The 21872-nt window shown below is 32.1% G+C and carries 24 protein-coding genes and 1 pseudogene; 13 read left to right on the top strand and 12 right to left on the bottom strand.

The features are described from left to right. The 7 genes and pseudogenes from ACQY56_RS08340 to ACQY56_RS08370 all read left to right on the top strand — a co-directional run. A pseudogene (locus ACQY56_RS08340) lies at window positions 1–145 on the top strand (dTDP-glucose 4,6-dehydratase); the annotation flags it as partial. A gap of 4 nt (window positions 146–149) precedes the next feature. Further along, a complete protein-coding gene (locus tag ACQY56_RS08345) occupies window positions 150–1223 on the top strand; it encodes a DegT/DnrJ/EryC1/StrS family aminotransferase (RefSeq protein WP_428739267.1) in 1074 nt (357 codons plus the stop codon). After that, window positions 1220–2404, top strand: coding sequence for an ATP-grasp domain-containing protein (locus ACQY56_RS08350; RefSeq protein WP_428739268.1), 1185 nt, complete (start codon window positions 1220–1222; stop codon window positions 2402–2404). Before ACQY56_RS08345 ends, ACQY56_RS08350 begins: the two co-directional genes overlap by 4 nt. Then, the gene (locus ACQY56_RS08355; protein ID WP_428739269.1) at window positions 2391–3533 is read left to right on the top strand and encodes a Gfo/Idh/MocA family protein; all 1143 of its coding nucleotides are present in this window, start codon (window positions 2391–2393) and stop codon (window positions 3531–3533) included. The genes ACQY56_RS08350 and ACQY56_RS08355 overlap by 14 nt, the downstream gene beginning before the upstream one ends. Beyond that, a complete protein-coding gene (locus ACQY56_RS08360) occupies window positions 3523–4401 on the top strand; it encodes a hypothetical protein (RefSeq protein ID WP_428739270.1) in 879 nt (292 codons plus the stop codon). The genes ACQY56_RS08355 and ACQY56_RS08360 overlap by 11 nt, the downstream gene beginning before the upstream one ends. An 11-nt stretch (window positions 4402–4412) precedes the next feature. Continuing rightward, the gene (locus tag ACQY56_RS08365) at window positions 4413–5291 is read left to right on the top strand and encodes a glycosyltransferase (protein WP_428739271.1); all 879 of its coding nucleotides are present in this window, start codon (window positions 4413–4415) and stop codon (window positions 5289–5291) included. Window positions 5292–5309: 18 nt separating this feature from the next. Next, window positions 5310–6236, top strand: coding sequence for a glycosyltransferase family 2 protein (locus ACQY56_RS08370; RefSeq protein ID WP_428739272.1), 927 nt, complete (start codon window positions 5310–5312; stop codon window positions 6234–6236). Here the strand turns inward: ACQY56_RS08370 and ACQY56_RS08375 are convergent. Genes ACQY56_RS08375 through ACQY56_RS08385 form a run of 3 tightly spaced genes read right to left on the bottom strand, consistent with a single transcriptional unit; the run spans window position 6233 to window position 8777 of the window. Then, window positions 6233–7060: a glycosyltransferase gene (locus tag ACQY56_RS08375; protein ID WP_428739273.1), complete on the bottom strand. Its 828-nt coding sequence runs from the start codon at window positions 7058–7060 to the stop codon at window positions 6233–6235. The genes ACQY56_RS08370 and ACQY56_RS08375 overlap by 4 nt on opposite strands. After that, window positions 7050–8123 (bottom strand): glycosyltransferase family 4 protein, encoded by a 1074-nt coding sequence (locus ACQY56_RS08380; protein WP_428739274.1) that lies wholly within the window; start codon window positions 8121–8123, stop codon window positions 7050–7052. Before ACQY56_RS08380 ends, ACQY56_RS08375 begins: the two co-directional genes overlap by 11 nt. After that, complete coding sequence (locus ACQY56_RS08385; protein WP_428739275.1) at window positions 8124–8777, bottom strand: DUF1919 domain-containing protein; 654 nt, start codon at window positions 8775–8777, stop codon at window positions 8124–8126. 100 nt (window positions 8778–8877) lie between these two features. On the opposite strand from ACQY56_RS08385, the gene ACQY56_RS08390 reads away from it, so the two are divergent. Continuing rightward, a complete protein-coding gene (locus tag ACQY56_RS08390) occupies window positions 8878–9624 on the top strand; it encodes a lipopolysaccharide kinase InaA family protein (RefSeq protein WP_428739276.1) in 747 nt (248 codons plus the stop codon). Further along, a complete protein-coding gene (locus ACQY56_RS08395) occupies window positions 9614–10372 on the top strand; it encodes a glycosyltransferase family 2 protein (RefSeq protein WP_428739277.1) in 759 nt (252 codons plus the stop codon). The genes ACQY56_RS08390 and ACQY56_RS08395 overlap by 11 nt, the downstream gene beginning before the upstream one ends. Here ACQY56_RS08395 and ACQY56_RS08400 read toward each other — a convergent pair. Next, window positions 10358–11323 carry a glycosyltransferase family 9 protein gene (locus ACQY56_RS08400; protein WP_428739278.1) on the bottom strand — a complete coding sequence of 322 codons (966 nt, stop codon included), beginning with the start codon at window positions 11321–11323 and terminating at the stop codon, window positions 10358–10360. The two genes, ACQY56_RS08395 and ACQY56_RS08400, sit on opposite strands and share 15 nt — an antisense overlap. A 37-nt stretch (window positions 11324–11360) precedes the next feature. On the opposite strand from ACQY56_RS08400, the gene ACQY56_RS08405 reads away from it, so the two are divergent. Both ACQY56_RS08405 and waaF read left to right on the top strand, forming a co-directional pair. After that, entirely contained in the window at window positions 11361–12641 is a 1281-nt protein-coding gene (locus ACQY56_RS08405) for a glycosyl hydrolase (RefSeq protein WP_428739279.1), read from the top strand. Next, complete coding sequence (waaF, locus tag ACQY56_RS08410) at window positions 12638–13612, top strand: lipopolysaccharide heptosyltransferase II (protein ID WP_428739280.1); 975 nt, start codon at window positions 12638–12640, stop codon at window positions 13610–13612. The genes ACQY56_RS08405 and waaF overlap by 4 nt, the downstream gene beginning before the upstream one ends. Here the strand turns inward: waaF and ACQY56_RS08415 are convergent. From ACQY56_RS08415 to rfaD, 3 genes are read right to left on the bottom strand one after another with little or no spacing between them, the layout of a single operon-like run. Beyond that, window positions 13601–14194 carry a YfaZ family outer membrane protein gene (locus tag ACQY56_RS08415; RefSeq protein WP_428739281.1) on the bottom strand — a complete coding sequence of 198 codons (594 nt, stop codon included), beginning with the start codon at window positions 14192–14194 and terminating at the stop codon, window positions 13601–13603. The two genes, waaF and ACQY56_RS08415, sit on opposite strands and share 12 nt — an antisense overlap. Next, window positions 14188–15594 carry a D-glycero-beta-D-manno-heptose-7-phosphate kinase gene (gene rfaE1 / locus ACQY56_RS08420; protein WP_428739282.1) on the bottom strand — a complete coding sequence of 469 codons (1407 nt, stop codon included), beginning with the start codon at window positions 15592–15594 and terminating at the stop codon, window positions 14188–14190. The genes ACQY56_RS08415 and rfaE1 overlap by 7 nt, the downstream gene beginning before the upstream one ends. Beyond that, entirely contained in the window at window positions 15594–16601 is a 1008-nt protein-coding gene (rfaD, locus tag ACQY56_RS08425) for an ADP-glyceromanno-heptose 6-epimerase (RefSeq protein ID WP_428739283.1), read from the bottom strand. Before rfaD ends, rfaE1 begins: the two co-directional genes overlap by 1 nt. Window positions 16602–16715: 114 nt before the next feature. On the opposite strand from rfaD, the gene ACQY56_RS08430 reads away from it, so the two are divergent. Next, entirely contained in the window at window positions 16716–17003 is a 288-nt protein-coding gene (locus ACQY56_RS08430) for a c-type cytochrome (RefSeq protein ID WP_428739284.1), read from the top strand. Window positions 17004–17148: 145 nt separating this feature from the next. Continuing rightward, on the top strand, window positions 17149–17436 hold the full coding sequence (locus tag ACQY56_RS08435; protein WP_428739285.1) for a c-type cytochrome: 288 nt from the start codon (window positions 17149–17151) through the stop codon (window positions 17434–17436). A 34-nt stretch (window positions 17437–17470) separates the two neighbouring features. On the opposite strand, the gene ccoS is transcribed toward ACQY56_RS08435, so the two are convergent. From ccoS to ACQY56_RS08460, 5 genes are read right to left on the bottom strand one after another with little or no spacing between them, the layout of a single operon-like run. Continuing rightward, window positions 17471–17689 carry a cbb3-type cytochrome oxidase assembly protein CcoS gene (gene ccoS, locus ACQY56_RS08440; RefSeq protein ID WP_428739286.1) on the bottom strand — a complete coding sequence of 73 codons (219 nt, stop codon included), beginning with the start codon at window positions 17687–17689 and terminating at the stop codon, window positions 17471–17473. A gap of 3 nt (window positions 17690–17692) precedes the next feature. After that, window positions 17693–20083 (bottom strand): heavy metal translocating P-type ATPase, encoded by a 2391-nt coding sequence (locus tag ACQY56_RS08445; protein ID WP_428739287.1) that lies wholly within the window; start codon window positions 20081–20083, stop codon window positions 17693–17695. Next, entirely contained in the window at window positions 20073–20558 is a 486-nt protein-coding gene (locus tag ACQY56_RS08450; protein ID WP_428739288.1) for an asparaginase domain-containing protein, read from the bottom strand. The genes ACQY56_RS08445 and ACQY56_RS08450 overlap by 11 nt, the downstream gene beginning before the upstream one ends. Next, window positions 20542–21066, bottom strand: a complete 525-nt coding sequence (gmhB, locus tag ACQY56_RS08455) for a D-glycero-beta-D-manno-heptose 1,7-bisphosphate 7-phosphatase (RefSeq protein ID WP_428739289.1) — start codon at window positions 21064–21066, stop codon at window positions 20542–20544. The genes ACQY56_RS08450 and gmhB overlap by 17 nt, the downstream gene beginning before the upstream one ends. Further along, entirely contained in the window at window positions 21059–21661 is a 603-nt protein-coding gene (locus tag ACQY56_RS08460) for a D-sedoheptulose-7-phosphate isomerase (protein WP_428739290.1), read from the bottom strand. Before ACQY56_RS08460 ends, gmhB begins: the two co-directional genes overlap by 8 nt. Window positions 21662–21872: the final 211 nt, after the last annotated feature.

The following is a 21872-nucleotide window of genomic DNA, read 5'->3' on the forward strand; positions in this document are numbered from 1 at the left end:
TTTCGTTGAAGATAGAGCTGGACATGACAGACGTTATGCTATTGATGCTACAAAACTGGAAAATGAGCTTGGTTGGAAAGCGGATGAGAACTTTGACAGTGGAATTGTTCTTACTGTTGATTGGTATTTGAAGAAGTATAAGTAAAACCATGATTAATGTAACAAAAACCTATTTACCAAATATTGATAAATACAAAAAATATGTTGATGAAATATATGAGAATGGCTGGGTTACAAATAATGGTCCACTTGTACAGAAACTGGAAAAACGACTCGCAAAATATTTAGGTGTCAAAAATATAGTACTTGTAGCTAATGGTACAATAGCTATGGAGATAGCTTATAGAACTTTAGATATTAAAGGTTCTGCAATTACAACACCTTTTAGCTTTGTAGCAACTACAAGCTCCTTGGTAACAAATAATATACTACCAATTTTTGCTGATATTGATAAAAATAGTTTTAATATTAACCCAAAAAATATAGAACAACTAATCACACCAAATACCTCAGCTATAGTGCCCGTACATGTTTTTGGAAATGCTTGTCAAGTCGATACAATTGAAACTATTGCAAAAGAATATAATTTAAAAGTGATTTATGATGCGGCCCATGCCTTTAATATAGAATATAAAGGAAAATCTATACTCAACTATGGAGATATATCAACACTTAGTTTTCATGCTACAAAACTTTTTCACACTATAGAAGGTGGAGCACTTGTAATCAACGATGATACCCTCGTTGAAAAAGCAAGATACCTTATCAACTTTGGTATTGAAAATACAGAATCAATCCCTCACCTTGGTACAAATGGGAAAATGAATGAATTTGAAGCTGCAATGGGACTTTGTATGCTTGATGAATTAGAAACTATTTATGAAAAAAGAAAAAATATTTATGATTTTTATAAAACAGAGTTAGAGGGTTTTGTAGAGTTTCAAGAACTTAGTGAAAATGCCACCCAAAACCACAGCTACTTTCCTATAATATTTGAAAATGAAGCACAATTATTAAAAGTACAAAAAAGTTTAAATGAAGATGATATTTTTCCGAGAAGATATTTTTATCCATCTTTAGATACACTGCATTATATTGAACCAAAACAAGAGTGTAAGATTTCTAGAGATATTAGTAAAAGAATCCTTTGTTTACCTATTTATCCAGAACTAGATGATATAGTTCAAAAAAATATAATCAAAAAAATCAAGGCTTTAAGTTGAAAAATACACTCCTATGTGATGCAAATTTTTGTGTTTTACCAATTGTTCAGTCAATTATGTCTAAAAAACATAGACTCAGTGTTGTAGGTTCTTTACTCAGTGATCCAGCACATCAAATAGCTGACTTTTCTATTCCTATCAACTATTCTGATGTCGAAACTTTATCTAGCCACATTTTAGAAAATAAATACAACTTTCTTGTTCCAGGCTGTAATGACAGATCGTATCTTACATTGTCTGAAATTGCAGAAAAACTAGGCTATCCTGGATTTGATAAATATGATACAACATTGACTATTCACCATAAAGATAAATTTAGAAGTTATGCAGAATCAAAACACTATCCTATACCAAAAGCAACTGATACTATTTCAAATATTGAAAATTTAAAATTTCCTATTATTATTAAACCTGTTGATTCATTTAGTGGGAAAGGGACTAATAAAGTAGAAACAGTTGCCCAAGTTCATAAATACTGGGAAGAAGCTAAAATGTTTTCTCAAACAGGAAAAGTTATTGCTGAAGAGTTTGTTGATGGGAAACTATATAGCCATTCAGCATTTATTAAAAATAAAAAAATCATTATTGATTTTTTTGTGAATGAGTATTGTACAGTGTACCCATATCAAGTTAATAGTTCTAATATTGCTTCAAAACTTAACCAAAAAATTCAAGATGAACTTAGAGAATGGACTGAACAGTTTGCTGAAGATTTAGACCTAGTAGATGGACTGATTCATACTCAATTTATATCTGATAATCAAACGTTTTCGCTTATCGAAATCGCTAGACGCTGCCCTGGAGATCTTTATAGTCAATTAATTGAAAAAAGCACTGGTATTAACTATGCAGAACTCTATGCTATGCCATTTATTGGTGAAGAATTACCTGATAGCATCGAGATGCCTTGCCAAAAATTCATTTCACGACATACTGTAAGTGTCAATAAAGATTGTATATTTATTAGTTCTGATACAAATTTACAATCTAAAAATATTCAAAATATACAACTAAAATATAGTGGTCAACAAATGAAAGCCGCACCATATGATAAAGCAGGAATCTATTTTATTGAACATAATGATGCTCAAGAGATGGAAGCTTTAACCGAAGAATTAAAGTATCATATAACTGTAGATACTTTAGAAATACCAAAAAAGGAGAAAAATGCAACATCATAAAGAGCCATTAAAACTAGCATTTATTGGTGGTAGTATTGATTCTGCCATTGGGTATACACACTATATAGCATCACAAATGGATCATCTTTTTACTGTCAGTGCAGGATGTTTTAGTAGAGATGCAAAGATTAATCAAAAGACAGCACACACTTGGGGAGTAAAAGAGAATCATCTATACTCAAACTGGGAACTACTTTTAGAACATGAAACACATCATGTAGATGCTATTGTTATTTTAACTCCAACACCAAACCATTCGGAAATGATACTCAAATCACTTGATTTAGGATACTGCGTTATCTCTGAAAAAGCAATGGCAACAACGCATCAAGAAGCCTTAGAAATTGTCAAAAAAGTTGAAGAAAAAAAAGCCTTTTTTGCAGTAACTCATAACTATACTGGATACCCAATGCTCCGTGAACTTCAAAGTATGATTGAAAATGATAAGCTTGGAAAAATTACAAATATCAACATTGAAATGCCTCAAGAGAGCTTTGCAAGACTTGTAGATAATAAAAAACCAACGCCTCAAAGTTGGCGACTTAAAGATGGAAAAATCCCAGGTGTATCACTTGATCTTGGAACTCATTTACAACATATGGTTTATTTCTTAACAAACGAAAACCCTATAGAACTTGTTGCTGATGAATCAAGTTTTGGTTGGTTTGAAGATATAGTTGACGATGTATCATGTTTAGCTAGATATACCAGTGGTATGAAAACTCAAATGTGGTATGGAAAATCAGCTTTAGGACATAGAAATGGACTACGTGTTAGAGTTTATGGGACAAAAGGAAGTGCTGAATGGTTCCAATTAAATCCTGAAGAGCTATTGTTTCAAACTATAGATGGAAGTCGCATGATTATAGATAGAGCTTCCTCAAATATCTATGTAGCAAATAAACAAAGATATAATCGTTTTAAAGCAGGTCATCCAGCGGGATTTGTAGAAGCTTTTGGTAACTTGTATTATGATTTATTTGAAAAACTACAACAATATAAAATAGATAAACTTCACCAAATTGACTGGTCATATGGTGCTATGCAAGCTGCAATCGGACTTGAAGTATTTGAAGCGATAAAAAGTTCTTCAAATGAACGGAAGTGGATAAAAGTCAATGGCTTTTAAATTTATTATTTACTCTTTTGCATATGATAGTAACAATGGTGGCACTATGGTACTACATTTCTTATGCCATCTATTAAATCAAAATGGGTATGAAGCTTATATTTGGAGAGCAGATCAACCTTTTTATCGTAGTGTTTTTTCTAAAAAATACTTGAAATATTTAAAAATACAAAAACAACCATTTTATACCAATCCATTATGGAATACACCTCTTGCAACAAAAGAAACCTTAGATAATGCTATAGTTATATACCCAGAGATAACAAATGGTAATCCACTTAAAGCCAAACATGTTATCCGTTGGCTTTTGCATAAACCTGCATTTCATAGTGGTAAGGTTGAGTTTGGTAAAAATGAACTGATTTTAGGATATGGGAAAAATTTTTCAACACAAAAGTATCCTATAACAGATCACAACTTGCTTTCTATTAAATATATTATGAGAGAGATATTTCAACAAACTAACTTTGGTCCAAGAGATGGAAGTTGTCATATGATTCGTAAAGGAAAAAACAAGCAATTTGTTCATGATAAAAACTCTGTACTCGTAGATGACTTTTCCCAGCAAGAATTGGCTAAAATCTTTAATAAAGTTGAATATTTTATCTCTTATGATCCCTACACATTTTACTCAAGATATGCGTCTTTATGTGGTTGTAAAAGTATTATTATCCCTGATGAAGGTGTTCCTAAAGAGGCATGGCATCCTGATGAACGATTACACTATGGAATAGCTTACGGATTTGATGATATAGATTATGCATTAAATACTAGAGATAAAATGTTAGAACAATTGGATATTGAAGAGGAAAAAAACATTGAATCTATTCAAAAATTAGTTCATATGTGTAAGGAATACTTTCAATAATGGAGAAATTAATGGAACTTAAAATAGCAGCTACAGTGATTTTATATAATCCTGAAGATGATATAGTAAAAAACTTACAATCTTATGCAAAACAAGTCGATAAACTTATTGTTGTAGATAATTCAACAAATAAAAATGACAAACTAATTGAAAAAATACATTCTGAAATTCCTCATACAATTTACATAGACAATCAAGATAATTTGGGAATTGCTACAGCTTTAAATATAGCATGTGATAAAGCTTTAGAGTTAAACTATGACTGGATTTTAACGATGGATCAAGATAGTGAATTTATAAACTTTACTGATTATCTTAATTGTTTACAAAAATTTCATGCTCAAGACAACATAGCTTTATTAGCACCAAACACCCAATGGCATGCTCGAACTTATCTTCCACAAAACCCTACTTGTACATATGAAGAAAGATTTTTAGTTATCACTTCTGGAAACTTTTTGAATTTAAAACTATTTAATCAAATAGGTCGTTTTGAGGATAAATTATTTATTGATATGGTAGATCATGATTATTGTATGAAAGCGAATATGCAAGGATTGAAAATATATTTCTTTAACGATATTTTAGTTGAACATAGTTTAGGAAATTTATTTCAAAGAAAAAATCCTTTTACAAGAAAACTACGAAACAAAATTGAACATAGTCCTCAAAGAGCTTATTATATAACAAGAAACTTTTTATACACATGGAAACAATACTCAAAACAATTTCCAAAAGAGTTTCATTTATTAAAAACATTGAATATTCTTTTTATACATGAAATTACAAAAATTTTAATATATGAAGACCAAAAATTCAAAAAAATATATGCTAAATTTTTAGGACTTTTTCATTTTCTAATTGGAAAATATGGTAAATATACTTTATAACAAAGGTTATTTTATTAGATGAAGAATATCGCTATTTCATTCATAACTATTAATTACAACTCTAGTGACTTTACTATTGAATTGCTCAAAAGTATTCAAAAACACACTACTATACCCTATGAAGTTATTATTGTAGATAATGCATCTAGAGATGATGATTTTCAAAACCTTAATAATTACATTTCTGATCAGGAAGAAAATATTTATTTAATTCAAAACCGTATCAATAGTGGTTTTGCAGCTGGAAATATGCTTGGAGTTAACTATGCTTCGGGGGAATACTACTTCTTTATCAATAATGACACAACACTTCTTAATGATACAGCTACTATATTAAAACTTCATCTTGACCAACACAAAAACGTGGCACTTGTAACAGCACAAGTGAACGATGAAACTGGAAACTATGCTTCAAGTCATAAACTATTTCCTTCATTAACAAAAGAGTTGCTAGGAAATTCGATAGCAAGAAAAATCAATAAATTTCCAAGCAATAAAACTAAATTAACTACTCCAACAGCAGTTGAAGTCATCAGTGGCTCATGTATGTTTTTTAAAGCTTCAGTTTTTTGTGAGATTGGAGGATTTGATACAAACTTTTTTCTTTATTGTGAAGAGGAAGACATATCTAAAAGAATTTTATTAGCTAATGAGCAGATACACTTTGTACCAGATGCTAAAATTTTTCATCACAGTGGCGGGAGTACAGAAAAAAACTTGTCTATCCTAAAAGAGTACTATATCTCTTACAAACATCTCATCTATAAACACTTTAATCTTCCAACAGCAACTTTTCTTTTATTTTTGGTACTCTTTAAACTTTTTAGAAGAAGTTTTAAAAATAAACAGGGTATACAACTATTCTTATTTGCTTTACGAGGTTTTCCTAAAAAAGAGAGTTTACGATACAAACAAACAGTTAAATTGAATTCTTCGATTCCTTAAAGATGAGTATTTAAACCATCAGAACAAATAAATTTATTATCTTCTTTTCGTTTCTTCATCACCTCTAACAAAGGTGTTGCATCACCTCTATCATGAATCTTATGATCTAAATGAAACATATTCGCTATATTTTTACAAGAGTGTATCTCTAAGCCATAAGCTTGAAACCTCCACTCCAAATCCATATCATCAGGGATTGCTGTTTCCCCATAACTTTCATCAAAACCATTAATAGCTACGATATCTTTTTTAAAACAAGAGAAATTACATCCAAGTAATGAGATACTCATATTTCTCTTTGAGATTAGTTTATATAACCAACTATCTACTTTTAAACGAATCCCTTGACGATACCTTACTTGGAAGTTAAAAATCCACATAAAATATTTAGATATATAATGATCTTCTATATCCTTAACTTTTAAATTTCCATTTTTAATTTCTGGGACTAACGAGATAGGAATATTAACTCTTCTTCCAGAAAGTACAACATTTTCTTGTGCTAAAGAGAGATGCCCTTGTATAAATGTAGAATAAAGTAAACAATCGCCATCAATAAAGATCAGATATTCTCCATCAGCTGCTAAAAGACCATTATTTTGACTACGTGCTTTTCTCACACCCAAATCTTCTTGTGTAGTATGTTTTATTACAAAATCATATTGAGTTCGAGCATTTTCAATACATCTTTGCATCTCCAACATTTTGCCGTCTTCGACAACAACAACTTCAAAATTTTTGTATGTTTGATAAGAGAGGGTTTCTAAAATCAATTCTAAATTTCTAAAATCTTTATATACTGCTACAATAACACTAACTTTCATTTATAACCTTATAGAGTTTATTTAATTGTGTTTCAAAATCAAATTGACTTTGGACTTTTTTTATTCCATTTTCTCGTAGTTTTTCCAACAACTTTTGATCGTCATATAAAAGTTTAATTTTAAGTGCTAGATCAGATGCCGTGCCATCATAAAATAATCCATCTACATTGTCTTCTATAATCTCTAAAGGTCCTCCCATATTTTTTGCAATCACAGGAGTTTTGTTAGCCATTGACTCTATAACAACCAATCCAAATGTTTCGTTTTGGGTTGCCATTATACTTATGTCACAAAGCTGCATATATTTATCTACCTCTTTTGTAAAACCGGTAAAAACAACTTTATCTTCAACGGACAATTCATAAACCCTGCTTTGAAGTTTTTCTAAATAAGAATCTTCCATAGGTACACCGACAATAAATAACCGAATATTTAATTCTTTTAATTTTGCAATAGCCTCTATGGCAACTGCTTGACCTTTTGCTTCTTCAATACGACCGACTATAACTACGCAAAAAGTATTGGAGTTTTTATATTCCTCTTGCAAATTTAAAATATCTAAGTCTGATTTTGGCTTTACACCCGGATAGATTGTTGTAACTTTCGGAAGAATATCTTGCGGAATAAATCTTTCTAACTGTTTTTGAACCTCTTTTGTTACGGCATGCATCATATCAATATTTTTGTAAAGCCATTTGTGATAAAAATCATCTTTAAAACGCGTCATTCTCATATGACGAGATTGAACAACTTTTGGTTTTTGCCTACTTAAAACTTTTGCTAAAACAACTGTTAAAATATCTTTTGTCCAATGAAAATGCACTGTATCAATAGCTTCTTCATCTATATATTTTGCCAGTTTCCATGCACTTACAAACGGAAGTTTACTTCTTTTAATGTAGAGTTTATTCGTATCGTCAAAATAGTGATCTAGTTTACTCCCTTTTGCTATTACGAAATCAACCTGTGTATTTTGAGCAAAATTTTGATAACAACTATACGCATAAAGTTCTAATCCTCCTAAGTCTGGCGACAAACAAAGTTCAAGAATTTTTTTCGACATCTATTTTATATTCTCATTTTCTTCTAAATTATTAATAAACCCCGCGACATCAAACTCTTTTGAAGCATTTTTCCATTCATCATGGACTCTCGGTGTCCCTTTAAACTTTTCTAATGTCACGACAGACTTTGCTCCTGGGTATTCTTTGGCTGTAAAGAGTACTTTATTTTTAAAAGGCAGTGCTTCAAAACGCTCAACCATTGAATCTTCAAACTTGTCACCGTCGCTAAATTTAAAAATAACTCTGTTTTTATTTATACGTTTTAAACGTCTAAACCATTTATCGCGTGCATCAGCTTCTGATCTATAATGTAAAAAGTGAAGCTCATATTTTCCATCCAATAAGCCTACAGGGTAATCACCGTTAAAAATCCCTAACCTTTGGAGTTCATCTGCATGCTTTGAATCTTTTTGATCGATAAACTCTAACTTTTCTAAAAGTTCAAATGAAAAATTTTCTAAAAACTCTATGTAGTCAGGTGCAAACAACATTAAATTAACGAACGGGGTTTTATATGAAATACCAAACTTTTTATATATAAACGTGCCCCAGCAATTATTTGCAATGATTGTAAAATCATCTTTATTAATAAAAAGACGATGCACTTTACTTTTGACAAACTTTTCTATTTTTCGACCAAATTCTATGCGCATAAAAAGATTATCACTTTCGTTGTATAAGTTATTTTCGTTATAATACTTGATCTAATATTTTAACGAAAAAGATATAAAACAACTATTTAATCAGGCGCGAATGAACTACAAGTACACTATAAATAAAGAGTTTCAACACCTTAAAGATTTACTGTTAAATATAAAAGAATCTTTCATAAAAGAAGACTCCCATATACATAAAGCTAGAAATGAATTAAAGATCATCTCTTATAATCATTTTGAATTAGTTGTAAAATCTTTTAAAATCCCAAATATCATAAATAAAATAGCCTATACTTTTTTCCGAGATTCAAAAGCAAAAAAATCGTATAACTATTCCGTAAAAATCGGTAAGTTCACTCCCAAGCCTGTAGGATATATAGAGTTTTATAAATTTTTTCTCTTACATCAAAGCTACTTTATAAGTGAAAAATTTGATTATGATTTTACAATTCGCGAACCGCTTCTTGATCAGAATTTTGCCGACCGAGAAAATATTTTTCGTGCTTTTGCCCATTTCACTTATGAACTTCATCAAGCAGAGATTTTACATAAAGATTACTCCCCTGGAAATATCTTAATAAAAAAAGAGCAAGAAAATTACATTTTTAAAGTTGTTGATATTAACAGAATGGAATTCCGAGCGTTATCGACACAAGAGTGTTTACAGAACTTTGACAAACTATGGGCAAAAGATGAAGACCTCAGTATAATCATACTTGAATATTCTATACTAGCGAATCTAGAGACACAAAAGAGTGTTGAAAAAGCTTTATATTACTCACAAAAGCTAAAAAATTTTAAAAACATGAAAAAGAGACTCAAAGGAAAGCCTGTTGTTGATTAAAAATATTTCCGTTGTTCTGATCGCCTCAAATGCCGAAAAAACTTTATCCTTGTGTTTAGACAGCTTGAAAGAGTTTCAAGAAGTTATTGTATATGAAAATAATTCTACAGACAATACTCAAAAAATTGCTCAATCTTATCCTAATGTAAAACTATATTCGGGTGAATTTCTTGGATTTGGTCCAACAAAAAATCTTGCAGTTTCATACGCAACCAATGAATGGATCTTATCTCTTGATACAGATGAAGTTTTATCTGAAGAATTTGTTCAGTCATTGACAGAACTACAACTTAACGAGAACAATATCTATACTATTTTACGTACAAATTTTTATAAACAGACTCAAATAAAACATTGCTGGGGCAATGATATTATCATTAGGCTTTTTAACAAAAACAAAACAAAGTTTACAGATAAAAAAGTACATGAAAAAATCATTTCAGATAATTTAAATGTTGTACAGTTAAAAGGTATTGTAAAACATTACCCTTATGCAACTATTTCAGATTTTATTATAAAACTAGATAGATATTCTACCATCTATGCTCAAGACAACGTAGGAAAAAAATCTTCTTCACCTCTAAAAGCATTTGCAAACGGTAGTTTCTCATTTTTGAAAACATATTTTTTAAAAAGAGGTTTTTTGGATGGATACGCAGGACTCATCATCGCATTTTCACATATGGCTACAAACTTTTACAAGTATATTAAACTCTATGAATTAAACAAAGAGCTAAAAGAGAAGTAACTCTTTTTTCACCTCTTCAAAAACTGCCTGACGTTTTTGCTGATCTATTGGAAGCATATAGTGTTTTTGAAGTTTTTCGTCCCCTACACTTTTCCAACGTGCAGCACTTGCAAATAAAGAATCTCCAAAAAATGTCATCGTCGCACATCCAACCAAACTAGCTACATGGTAGGTTCCTGTTGAAGTAGAGACGAAAAGTTTAAATTGACTGATCAGCTTCGCAAAAGTAATCAATCCATCTGTTGAGAGATAAAAAACAACTTTCTCCCCTTCTAGTCTTTTTTGCATCTCTTCATACAAACTAGTTTCATCTGGTCCAAAAGTGAGCACTCCTTGGTAATTATTTTGTTCTAATACAGCACGGATTAAAATCTCATACTCATCCAAATTCCAGTTTGCATCTGAAGAACCGCCAAAACCAACATGAAATGCTATTACTTCTTTTTCAATCGTATTTTCTTCGCAAAATTTGGCATACAGCTCTTTGGCATCATTAAACTCTAAAAGTGGCTTCGGAAAATCCAGCGAGATATCAGGAAAAAGTTCAGTTGTCAGTTGCAGGTTATACTCAAACTCTGCCATCTTTACTTCACTACGACGTTGTACTACCCTTTTGTTGTAAAAAATCTGTGCTATTTTTGTTGCAGGTGCTATACGTGTTTTTATCCCTGCTAAAAATTGTGCAATTGCCACACGAGTATTTGAAAAAAGTGTGATCGAAGCATCAATTTTAGCCTCTTTTATTTTATAAGTAAGTGTAAAAATAGAGTTCTCTTTTTCATCAACGATCACCTCATCTATAAAATCACATGCCTCTGCCAATGCCTTATTGAGAGGCGCTACTAACACTACGATTTTATTTTTTGGATCATATTTTTTTAGTACATAAATAGTAGGGAGTGCCGTTATAAAATCACCGAGTTTATCATTTCTTACAACTAAAATATTCATGTGTGTATATTATCTTAAAAAAGATATAATTGCACTTATGAAAGAACCTTTTAAGTGGGATGATTATTCCGATCAAGCAGCAATAATTCGCGATAAAAATTTAAAAAAACAGATGAGGAAAAAAGAGTTTTTTTCCCTTGTGAAAACATTTTTAACTGCACTAATTATGTTACCTTTATCAATTATTGCTATGCCCTTTACAAAACGTAAAGAGATAGATACAAGAAAGTTTTTTACGCTTGGAGTTGATTACCAACGTGAGAGTGAAAAAACACTTGAATATCTTGATGATTTAAAGGTTGAAAGTATTTTAGTTCGTATAAAACTTTGGGAACTAAATACCCTAGAAGAACTCAAAACTTTTTTACAAGCAAATGAAGATCGACAAGTGACACTCAAAATCCTTCAAGACAGGGAACATATCGACGATCAAAAATTACTGAAAAAAGATCTTACACGTATATTTTCAGAGCTACAAAACATGGTAGATATTTTTGAAATGGGCTCAACAATAAACCGTGCAAAATGGGGATTTTTCTCTGTTGATGAGTACAATCGTTTTTTTACGGTTGCCTATACACTAAAAAAAGAGAAGTTTCCAAATATTCAACTTATCGGCAGTAGTGTTATAGATTTTGAATATCATTTTACAGCACACACACTCTTTAATTTTGCACCTTACAAATATGATGGTGTTGCATCCCTATTATATGTAGATCGACGTGGTGCACCTGAAAATATGCAACTAGGCTTCACACTCTCAGATAAGATTGCATTACTTGCTTCTATGGTAACACTTTCTCCAAAAACACCTCATAAGCTCTATATCACAGAGATAAACTGGCCTCTAAAAGGAACAGCCCCTTATGCGCCAACAAGCGAAACAGAGTGTGTTGATGAAGCTACGTATGCAAACTATATGCTTCGCTATTATCTTTTAGCCTTTGCCTCACAACAAGTTGATTATGTCTCTTGGCATCAACTTATCGCTAATGGTTACGGTTTGATCGACAATAGAGAGGGACTTGCACAAAGAGAAGCATATTCAACTTATAAATATATGCTCAAAACACTAAAAAATGCACAATTTTTAAGACTAGATATAAAACGCTCTTACTATATCTTACAGTTTTTGATAGATGAGCAACTCCTACAAATTCATTGGTCGCTAGGAGATACGACACTTAAAAATGAGGACTACTTTGAAGTGTATGATAAAAATGGAGACAGCATTAGCGATGAAACATTAAAAATAGGTGCATCTCCACTATATATCTTTATCACGCAAGAAGTCGGAGAAAAGGTAAACTGTTTATGAGAATATTAGTAATACTTCCAAACTGGCTTGGTGATGCTGTTATGGCTACACCTGCGATCGAGCTTTTAGCAAAATATTACAACAATCCACGCTTTACTTTTGTTGGGAGTTATGTCTCTATTGAAGCTTTAAAACATCATCCTTTATGTGAAGCAGCGATTGTAGATGAAACAAAAAAAGCACCCTCACGTCTAACTGCTACATATAAGTTAGCAAAACAAATGGGACATTTTGACTTGGCTATTACATTTAGAAATCAGATCCACTCATCTACACTACTACGCTTTAGCGATACTGTAATTACTCTTGCAAGAAGATCGTGGCATTCACAAATTTTACTATCCCACACACCTAAGATTAAAACCAATCAACATCTAGCAATTCAATATTCACAACTTGCTATGGTTAATATAGATAATTTTGATGATGAAATACCATCTCTAAAACTCTATATCGAGCCAAAAAGTTTTGTAAAACCAACTTTAGGGATTAATGCAGGAGCCACTTATGGAAGTGCAAAAAGATGGTATCCTGAACGTTTTGCAGCGGTAGCTGCACATTTTAGTACTGATTATGACATCATTATCTTTGGTGGACCAAATGAAGTTGAAATGGCTAAAGAGATCGAAGAAAATTTAAAAAATCTATCTGTCGCTAACTATGTAAACTTAGCTGGAAAAACTTCGATCGAAGAGTTATGTGCAAATATAGCAGGATGTTCTTTATTTATTACAAATGACAGTGGACCTATGCATGTTGCAGCTGCGTATCAAGTACCAACTGTTGCAATTTTTGGACCAACAAAATACAAAGAAACTTCTCAGTGGAAAAACGCTAAAAGTGTAATTGTTAGACATCCGATGAATTGCAGCCCCTGTATGAAAAGGGAATGCCCTCTTGAACATCATGAGTGTATGAAGAGCATAACAGCTTCGGAAGTGATCGAAGCTGTTAAGGGTTTAAAACTTTAATTTAAATCCTAAATATGCAGAACGGTTATATCTGAAATCTCCTGCATCGTAGTTTGTTTCAATATTTCTATAACCAAGTGTAATATTTCCATTTTCGATAACTTCAACATCTAAGCTAAATCTACCTTCGAAATAACTATCTGCATCACGAAGAGCTAAGACATTGGGTGCATAATATACTGCAGCATTTAAATGCATTGGTATAAACTGCTTTAATGGAAGAGTGAAAGCACCTTCAACACCTAATGGAATTGACATAAAATCCAAACTACCTATACTTGTATAGTTTACTTTTGCACCCATTCCAAGTTTAAACCCACTATTGGCTACCTCTTTCATCATTAAAAGATCAACTTCAATTAAAGGGTCAATATTTGCACTATCGCTTTCAGAATGCTGTGCATCAGCATTGAGAAACTTTCCACCTACAAAAAGGGTGTCTGGTTCAACATTGTTATTGAATTGTCCCATATCAAATTGGGCATTTATCTCTAAATCTTTGTTATTAATATTGATCTCAGCTGTATGAAGTGCAAAAGCAGATGCTGTAAATACACCTAAGAGTATAATTTTTTTTAACATGTTTGTCCTTGAATTTTTTCTATAGTTTTAGTTGTACTTTTGCCATCAACAAAGTCAACAAGCTTCAATTCTTTAGCAAATTCTGTTCCTACAACTGCCCGACCAGCGTAATCTCCACCCTTAACTAATACATCAGGTTCAATCATCTTTATAAGCTCATAAGGGGTATCTTCTTCAAAAGGGACAACAAAATCAACAGCCTCTAAAGCTGCGAGTAAATATGCACGGTCTTCTGCAATATTAACAGGACGAGTTGGACCTTTGAGACGTGATACAGATGCATCTAAATTTAATCCAACGATTAGAACATCCCCAAAACTTTTTGCAACTTGAAGATACTTTACATGCCCGACATGCAGTATATCAAAACACCCATTTGTAAAAACAACTTTTTTTCCGTTTGCTTTGTATCTCTTTACGAGTCTATCAATCTCTTCAAAACTTTTTATATGTGCATCTGAAGTTGATTTGTGTAAAGAGGCTTCATACTCTTTTATCTCATCTACAGTTACAGTTGCACTTCCTATCTTACCAACAACAACACCAGCTGCCAAATTTGCAAAAGCAGCACACTCATTTATTGATTTTCCAAGGCTGAGTGCGTACGCCATAGAAGCAATCACAGTGTCCCCTGCTCCTGTCACATCAAAAACCTCTTTTGCAACTGTTGGAGAGATATGGAGTTTTTCATCATATGTTGCAATTCCATCTTCACTTAACGTAATCATAGAGACATCAAGATCACACTCTTGTTTTAGTTTTAAAAGAGCATTTGTTAAAGAGTTTTCATCAACGATATTGATTTCAGTTGCGATCTGCGCTTCTTTTTTATTCGGTGTTAGCAGATATGCACCCTTATATTTTGTAAACTCTTTCCCTTTTGGGTCAACAAGTACCTTTTTATTATGTGCATTTGCCAACTTGATTATATCTTGGCACAACTGATCAGTTAAAACACCTTTACCATAATCAGATAGTATAATTGCATCAAAAGAATCTATATTTTGCGCCAAAGAACTCATTATCTTTTTTTCAGAACTATCTAAAATATCATCTTTTGACTCTTTATCATAACGCAGTATCTGCTGACTTACTGCAATTATACGAGATTTTTTAGAGGTATGGCGTCCATGCTGAATAACAAGATTTTTTGTATCTACCTCAATCTCTTGAAGCATAGTTGTCAGTTCTATCCCATTTTCATCATTACCAATAACACCAGCTACACTTACATCTGCACCTAAAGATTTTAGATTATTTATAACATTTCCAGCACCACCAAGAACTGCTGTCTCTTTTGCAATATCAACAACTTGAACAGGTGCTTCAGGAGAGATTCGCTCACATGATCCCCACAAATAGTGGTCAATCATTAAGTCACCTACTACTAAGATTCTCATTATTTTTTCACTTCTGTTTCATAAATTCTTTTGATCTCTGCAACATATGCTTTGATCCCATCTTCCATCTCATATGCTGGTGAATACCCTAAAAACTCTTTTGTGTCTTCAATATCTGCTTGTGTAAAAAACTGATACGACCCAACATAAGGATTTGGAATATACTCACAAGTTGCAGTAGTCCCTAATTCACGTTGTAAAATATCTACTATATCTTGGAAACTTCTCGCTTTACCAGTTCCCACATTATACACACCACTTTGTTTAGGAATCATTGCTTTTATGTTTGCTTGGATAATATCTTCGATATAGATGAAATCACGTAAAATTTTATCGCTTCCTTCAAAAAGACGAGGATTTTTTCCTGCTAAAAGTTGATGCCCAAATTGTAATACCATTGAAGCAGTAGTATTTTTAAAATATTCTCTTGCTCCATATACATTAAAGTATCGAAGTCCTACGATTGAGATATCATATTTTTCCATATATTCATAGGCGATATTGTCCATCATCACTTTTGAAAAGCCATACACATTATTTGGTGCTTCATATCCTACTTTAAAAGTATCACTTCCACCATATGTAGCTGCTGAAGACGCATAAATCATATTTGCTTTATGTGTCACTGCTAAATCAAGTAGAACTTTAAAAGCATTTACATTTGTTTTTACCATGAGATCTTGCTCTAATGCTGTAGTATCTGAGATGGCTGCTTCATGAAAAATATAGTCAAATTTATAATCAGCTTCTAATGTAAGAAGTAAATCTTTATCGTTAATATCACCACTAATAACTTCACCACTAAAACCTATTAAATTTTTAAAATGCCCAAAAGATTTTAAATTTCCATTACTTAATGTTTCGCCACTTCTAAAACTATCTAGCACAACAACTTTAGTTTCAGGGTGATTATTTTGAAAGTAAAAAGCAAGGTTAGAGCCTATAAAACCAGCCCCACCAGTAATAAGTATCGTCTTATCTTTTAAATCATCTTCAATATATCTCATATCCACATCCATATGTAACTTTTTGTTAATAAAATAATACCTTTATCTTTATTAACAAGTATTTAAGACTCTAAGTAATATAATGTATGCGAAATTTTAAATTAAGGAAATAAAATGAAAAAAATCATAATCGCTTCTTTCGCTGCTGCTGCTTTATCAACTGTAGCTATGGCTGGTGTTAATGGTAAAGCTTGTGTTGCATGTCATGGTGCTAACTTTGAAAAACACGCTATGGGTAAATCTAAAATTGTTTCAGAAATGACTCATGCAGATATCGCTACTGCTCTTAAAGGTTACAAAGCTGGAACTTATGGTGCAGCTATGAAAGGCGTAATGAAAGGTCAAGTTGCTAAATACTCTGATGCTGATTTAGACGCTTTCGCACAAACTATCGGTAAATAATTTTACTTTTTTTCTGGATTGCCTCTATGGCAGTTCAGCTTTTTCTCTTATCAAAAATCTTTTTCCCAATCACTTTTTTATCCATTGTTGAATTTAAGAATTGTCGTAATATAATATATATGAAACTTTAAATTAAGGAAATCAAATGAAAAAATTCATAATCACTTCATTTGTAACTATTACATTTTCAACTTTAGCATTAGCTGGTGTTGATGGAGCTGCATGTGTAAGTTGCCACGGTACTAACTGGGAAAAAGATGCCATGAAAAAGTCTAAAGTTGTAGCTGAGATGACACACGCAGATATCGCTACTGCTCTTAAAGGTTATAAAGCTGGAACATATGGTGGAGCTATGAAAGGCCTTATGAAAGCGCAAGTAGGTAAATATTCTGATGAAGAATTAGATGCTTTTGCACAAACTATAGGTAAATAGTTTGTACTATTGAATTGCCTTTTGGCAGTTCATTTCATTCTGGTTTATAAACCTTTTTTCTTAACTCTTCTTTTTTATGTTCTTGGTTTACGGCATCTTGCAGGTCTTCTTCATTATCAAACTTCACAGCATTTAAAAATTTCTCTTCATCATCAAACTGACCATTTTTTAAACCCCATAAAAATGCAACTAAAGCTGCCCCACCTAAAAGTAGTGAAGCCCCAAGCATCATTGCTACTACCCAATTATCCATATATTATCCTTTTTCCCACTTTACCTTAATACGCATCGAATTTCCAACAACTAATAATGAGCTAAAACTCATTGAAATTGCAGCAATAAGTGGAATAATTAATCCTGCCATTGCCAAAGGAATTGTTATACCATTATATATTAAAGAGATTGCAAAGTTTTGTTTTATAAGCGTAAAAGTAGTTTTAGAGATTTTAAAAGCATCTAGGAGTGATTTTAGAGAGTTATTCATAAGTACTATATCACCAACTTCTATAGCTATATCGCTTCCACTTCCCATAACTATACCAATGTCAGCTTTTGCTAATGCTAAAACATCATTGATGCCATCTCCAACCATGACAACAACTTTCCCTTCACTATGTAACTTATCTATAAACTCTAGTTTATCTTGTGGTGAAAGTTCATAGTTTACATCAGATATTCCAACTGTATTTGCTATATCAAACGCAGATTTTTTATGATCTCCTGTAAGCATAATGGTTTCAAGATTTCTTGTTTTTAAACTCTCTACTAACTCTTTTGCACCCTCTTTTATCTTATCTTCTAACTCATAAATTGCCACAATTTGCCGCTCAATTGCAAAATAAAAGAGTGTTTTTTCACTCTCAAAATTACTCTCAATACCATTGTCTTGCATTAATTGATAATTTCCACCTAATATCAATGAACCATTTACACGTGCAACTATTCCTTTTGCAGGGAGTTGCATATACTCATCAAAAAGTATCTCATCTTCTGTTTTTACAAACTGCTTTACACCAAGGGCTACAGGATGTTTAGAGTTTTTAACTAATGAATATAAAAGTGTTTTATTAAACTCTATAAATATATTTTCTTTTGATACTTCCGGTTTTCCATAAGTTAATGTCCCTGTCTTATCCACTACAAGAACATCTGCTTTCGCCATAGTTTCAAGTTGTGCAGCTTCTTTAAAAAGTATCCCTTTTTTTGTTCCTAAACTAAGACCTACTAATGTAGCAACAGGCGTAGCTAATCCTAATGCGCATGGACAAGCAATAATAATAACTGAAATACCAACCATCAAGGACTCTTCAAAACTATGCGGCCAAAACCACCAAGCACAAAAAGTTATAAACGATAAAGCTAAAATTGTAGTTGAAAAGTGTTCTGAAAGTTTATTTGCAAGTTGCTCTATTTTAGGTTTTTTATTTATAGCACTCTCTAAAAGTGTTACAAGGTTTGAAAGTGTTGAATGTTCAAAATCTTTTGTTGCCTTATACTGAATATCTGCATCTATACTAATAGTTCCACTTATGACCTTTTCGCCTACTTTTTTGAAAATTGGTTCACTTTCACCAGTTAAATTTGACTCATCAAAAGAGCCTTCCCCTTTAAGTATATCACCATCAATTAAAACACGTTCCCCTGAACTTACAACTATAGTGTCACCGACACTTACATCATCTAGCTTAACAGTTACTATTTTACTATTTTGAATAGTTTTGACTTCACTAGGGAGATGTTTTCCAATTACATCAAGTGTATCAGCTGCACTTTTTTTACTTAAAACTTCTAAAAATTTTCCAACAAGCACAAAAGTGATAATCATACTTACCGAGTCAAAATAGGCTTCTCCATGCTCTGTAATTGTGATATAAACAGAATAAACATAAGTTGTTAATGCCCCAGTAGCTACAAGTAAGTCCATATTGACTACTTTATTACGTAGTCCATAATATGCTCCACGGAAGAAAACCCAACCACTATAAAAAAGCACAGGTGTTGCAAGTACACCCTCTGCAATATTCAAAATAGTTTTCATCTCTTGGGTAATACCACTAAAATATCCAGCGTACTGTGCAACAGCAATCCACATAACATTCATAGCAGCAAAAATTGCTACCGACATACGAAGATAGTAATCTTTTCTTACTTTATTGGCATGAGCTTCTTGAAGAGATGCATCATAAGGAAATGCGTTATAACCAATTGCACGAATCATATCTATAATTTGTGAAAGTTTTACAACATCATCAGCCCATACTATATGTGCCTTGTTGTTTGTAAAATTGATGTTAGCCTCAACAACTCCATCCATTTTGTGAAGTGCTTTTTCATTTAACCATACACATGCAGAACAATGAATCCCCTCAATTATCAATGATACTTCAGAGAAACCATCACTATTTGTTTTCACAAATTTGTCATAAAATGCAGGGGAATCAAAATTGGAAGAGTCTTCATATTGCTGTGTAGGTGGAGAGAGTTTTACATTTTTTGCCTTATCATAAAAGCTATCAAGCCCTTCATCACTTAAAAGATGAAATACCCCTTGACAACCGTTACAACAAAAATGATGTCCATTATCTTCGATCATCACATCTTGGCTAAACTCTAAATGACAATGATCACATGCTATCTTATTTGACAATTTCAAACTTCCCTAATACTCTATTTTTTGTGATCTTATTCCAAGGTGCAACTTTGCCATTCATACAGATATACACACCGGCATTCTCTTCATTTTGTGCAAAGCCTATCGACATTCCTAGATTAAAACTCGCTTCTGCTTTTTCAATACTAAAAGGCTTCATCGCTCCAGTTAAAACGATCACTCGATCATCAAAAATCTCATCTAAAAATTCAGCTGTAACATCCATAGTATCTGTACCATGTACTATAACAAACTCCGCTTCTTCACTTTGAGAAATGATCTGGGCAATCCTTTTTCGATCTTCACTATCCATATCTAAGCTGTCTTTATAAACAACTCCAGCCATCAGATAACTCACTTTAGAAGCGGCTAAAATCTCATCTATTGCTAAATTGTCATAAGGTACTTCTAACTCCCCAGAGATATCATTATAACGCTTATTAAATGTACCACCACTATTTAATATCAGCATCTATAATCTCCTCTAATTTTGACACTATTTTTGTAGCCTTTGAACTTTGTATACTCTTTGTTTCATCAAACAAATAAGTAGTTTGTAAACCAGCATTGATTCCAGCTTCTATATCTCTCTCTTTGTCTCCAACCATCACTGAATGTACTAAATCTATATCAAATTCTTTAGCAGCTTGAAGTAACATTCCAGGACTTGGTTTTCTACATTCACATTCACCCGAATATTTAGGATGATGAGGGCAATGATATATTTTTGTTATCTCAATCTTTTTCTTCTGAAATTCTTCGATTATCCAATGAGAAAGTTCTTTAAATTGTTCCTCTGTATAAAAATTTCTTACTATACCAGATTGATTTGTAACGACAAATATTTTATACTCTTTTGCCTGAAAATATTGACATACTTCAAAAATACCATCAATAAATTCAAAATCTTCAATCTTATAAAGGTATTCTTTCTCTACGTTAATTACACCATCACGATCTAAAAATAAAGCTTTATGCATCTCTATTAGTTACAACACCATCACCAAATATCTCTTGTTCTATAATATCACACAAGATATGACCAATTAAGATATGTGATTCTTGAATACGTGGTGTTGAATTTGAAGGTACTACAATTGCAAGATCAGCCATTTTTGCCATATGTCCACCATCTTTCCCTACTAAAGCTACAGTAAAAATATTTTTTTTCATGGCTGACTCAAAAGCATTCATCAAATTTTGAGAATTTCCAGATGTTGATATACCTATAAATATATCACCCTCTTGTCCCATACCTTCTAATTGACGAGAAAAAATATACTCATAGCCATAATCATTTCCAATAGCAGTTAAATTAGAAGTATCTGTTGTAAGTGCAAGTGAAGGAATAGAAGCTCTATCAAAACCATATCTCCCAACTAACTCAGCAGCTATATGTTGTGCATCTGCTGCACTTCCACCATTCCCAGCTAATATTGTTTTTTTGTTTGTTTGATAAATTGCAACACATTTTTTTGCCAATGTTTCTATAGCATCCAATAGTGTTTCATTCTCATAAATTGCTTGTTTTGTTTCGTAAGATTTTTTTATTTGATCTTTAATGTATTCTTTCATTTGTTATCCATAAATATAAGTACATAATAATAACATATTTACTCTAATGTAATTACTATATAATTGAAATAAAACCATAATTAAAGTGATAAAAAAAGAGAATCAAAGGATTGGAGAAATAGATCTATAACTAGGCAGCGACCTACGTTTCCACTCTTGCAAAGAGCAGTATTATCAGCGATGAGAGGCTTAGCTTCTGGGTTCGGAATGG

The sequence above is a fragment of the Sulfurimonas sp. genome (assembly GCF_050296975.1).
GTDB lineage: Bacteria > Campylobacterota > Campylobacteria > Campylobacterales > Sulfurimonadaceae > Sulfurimonas.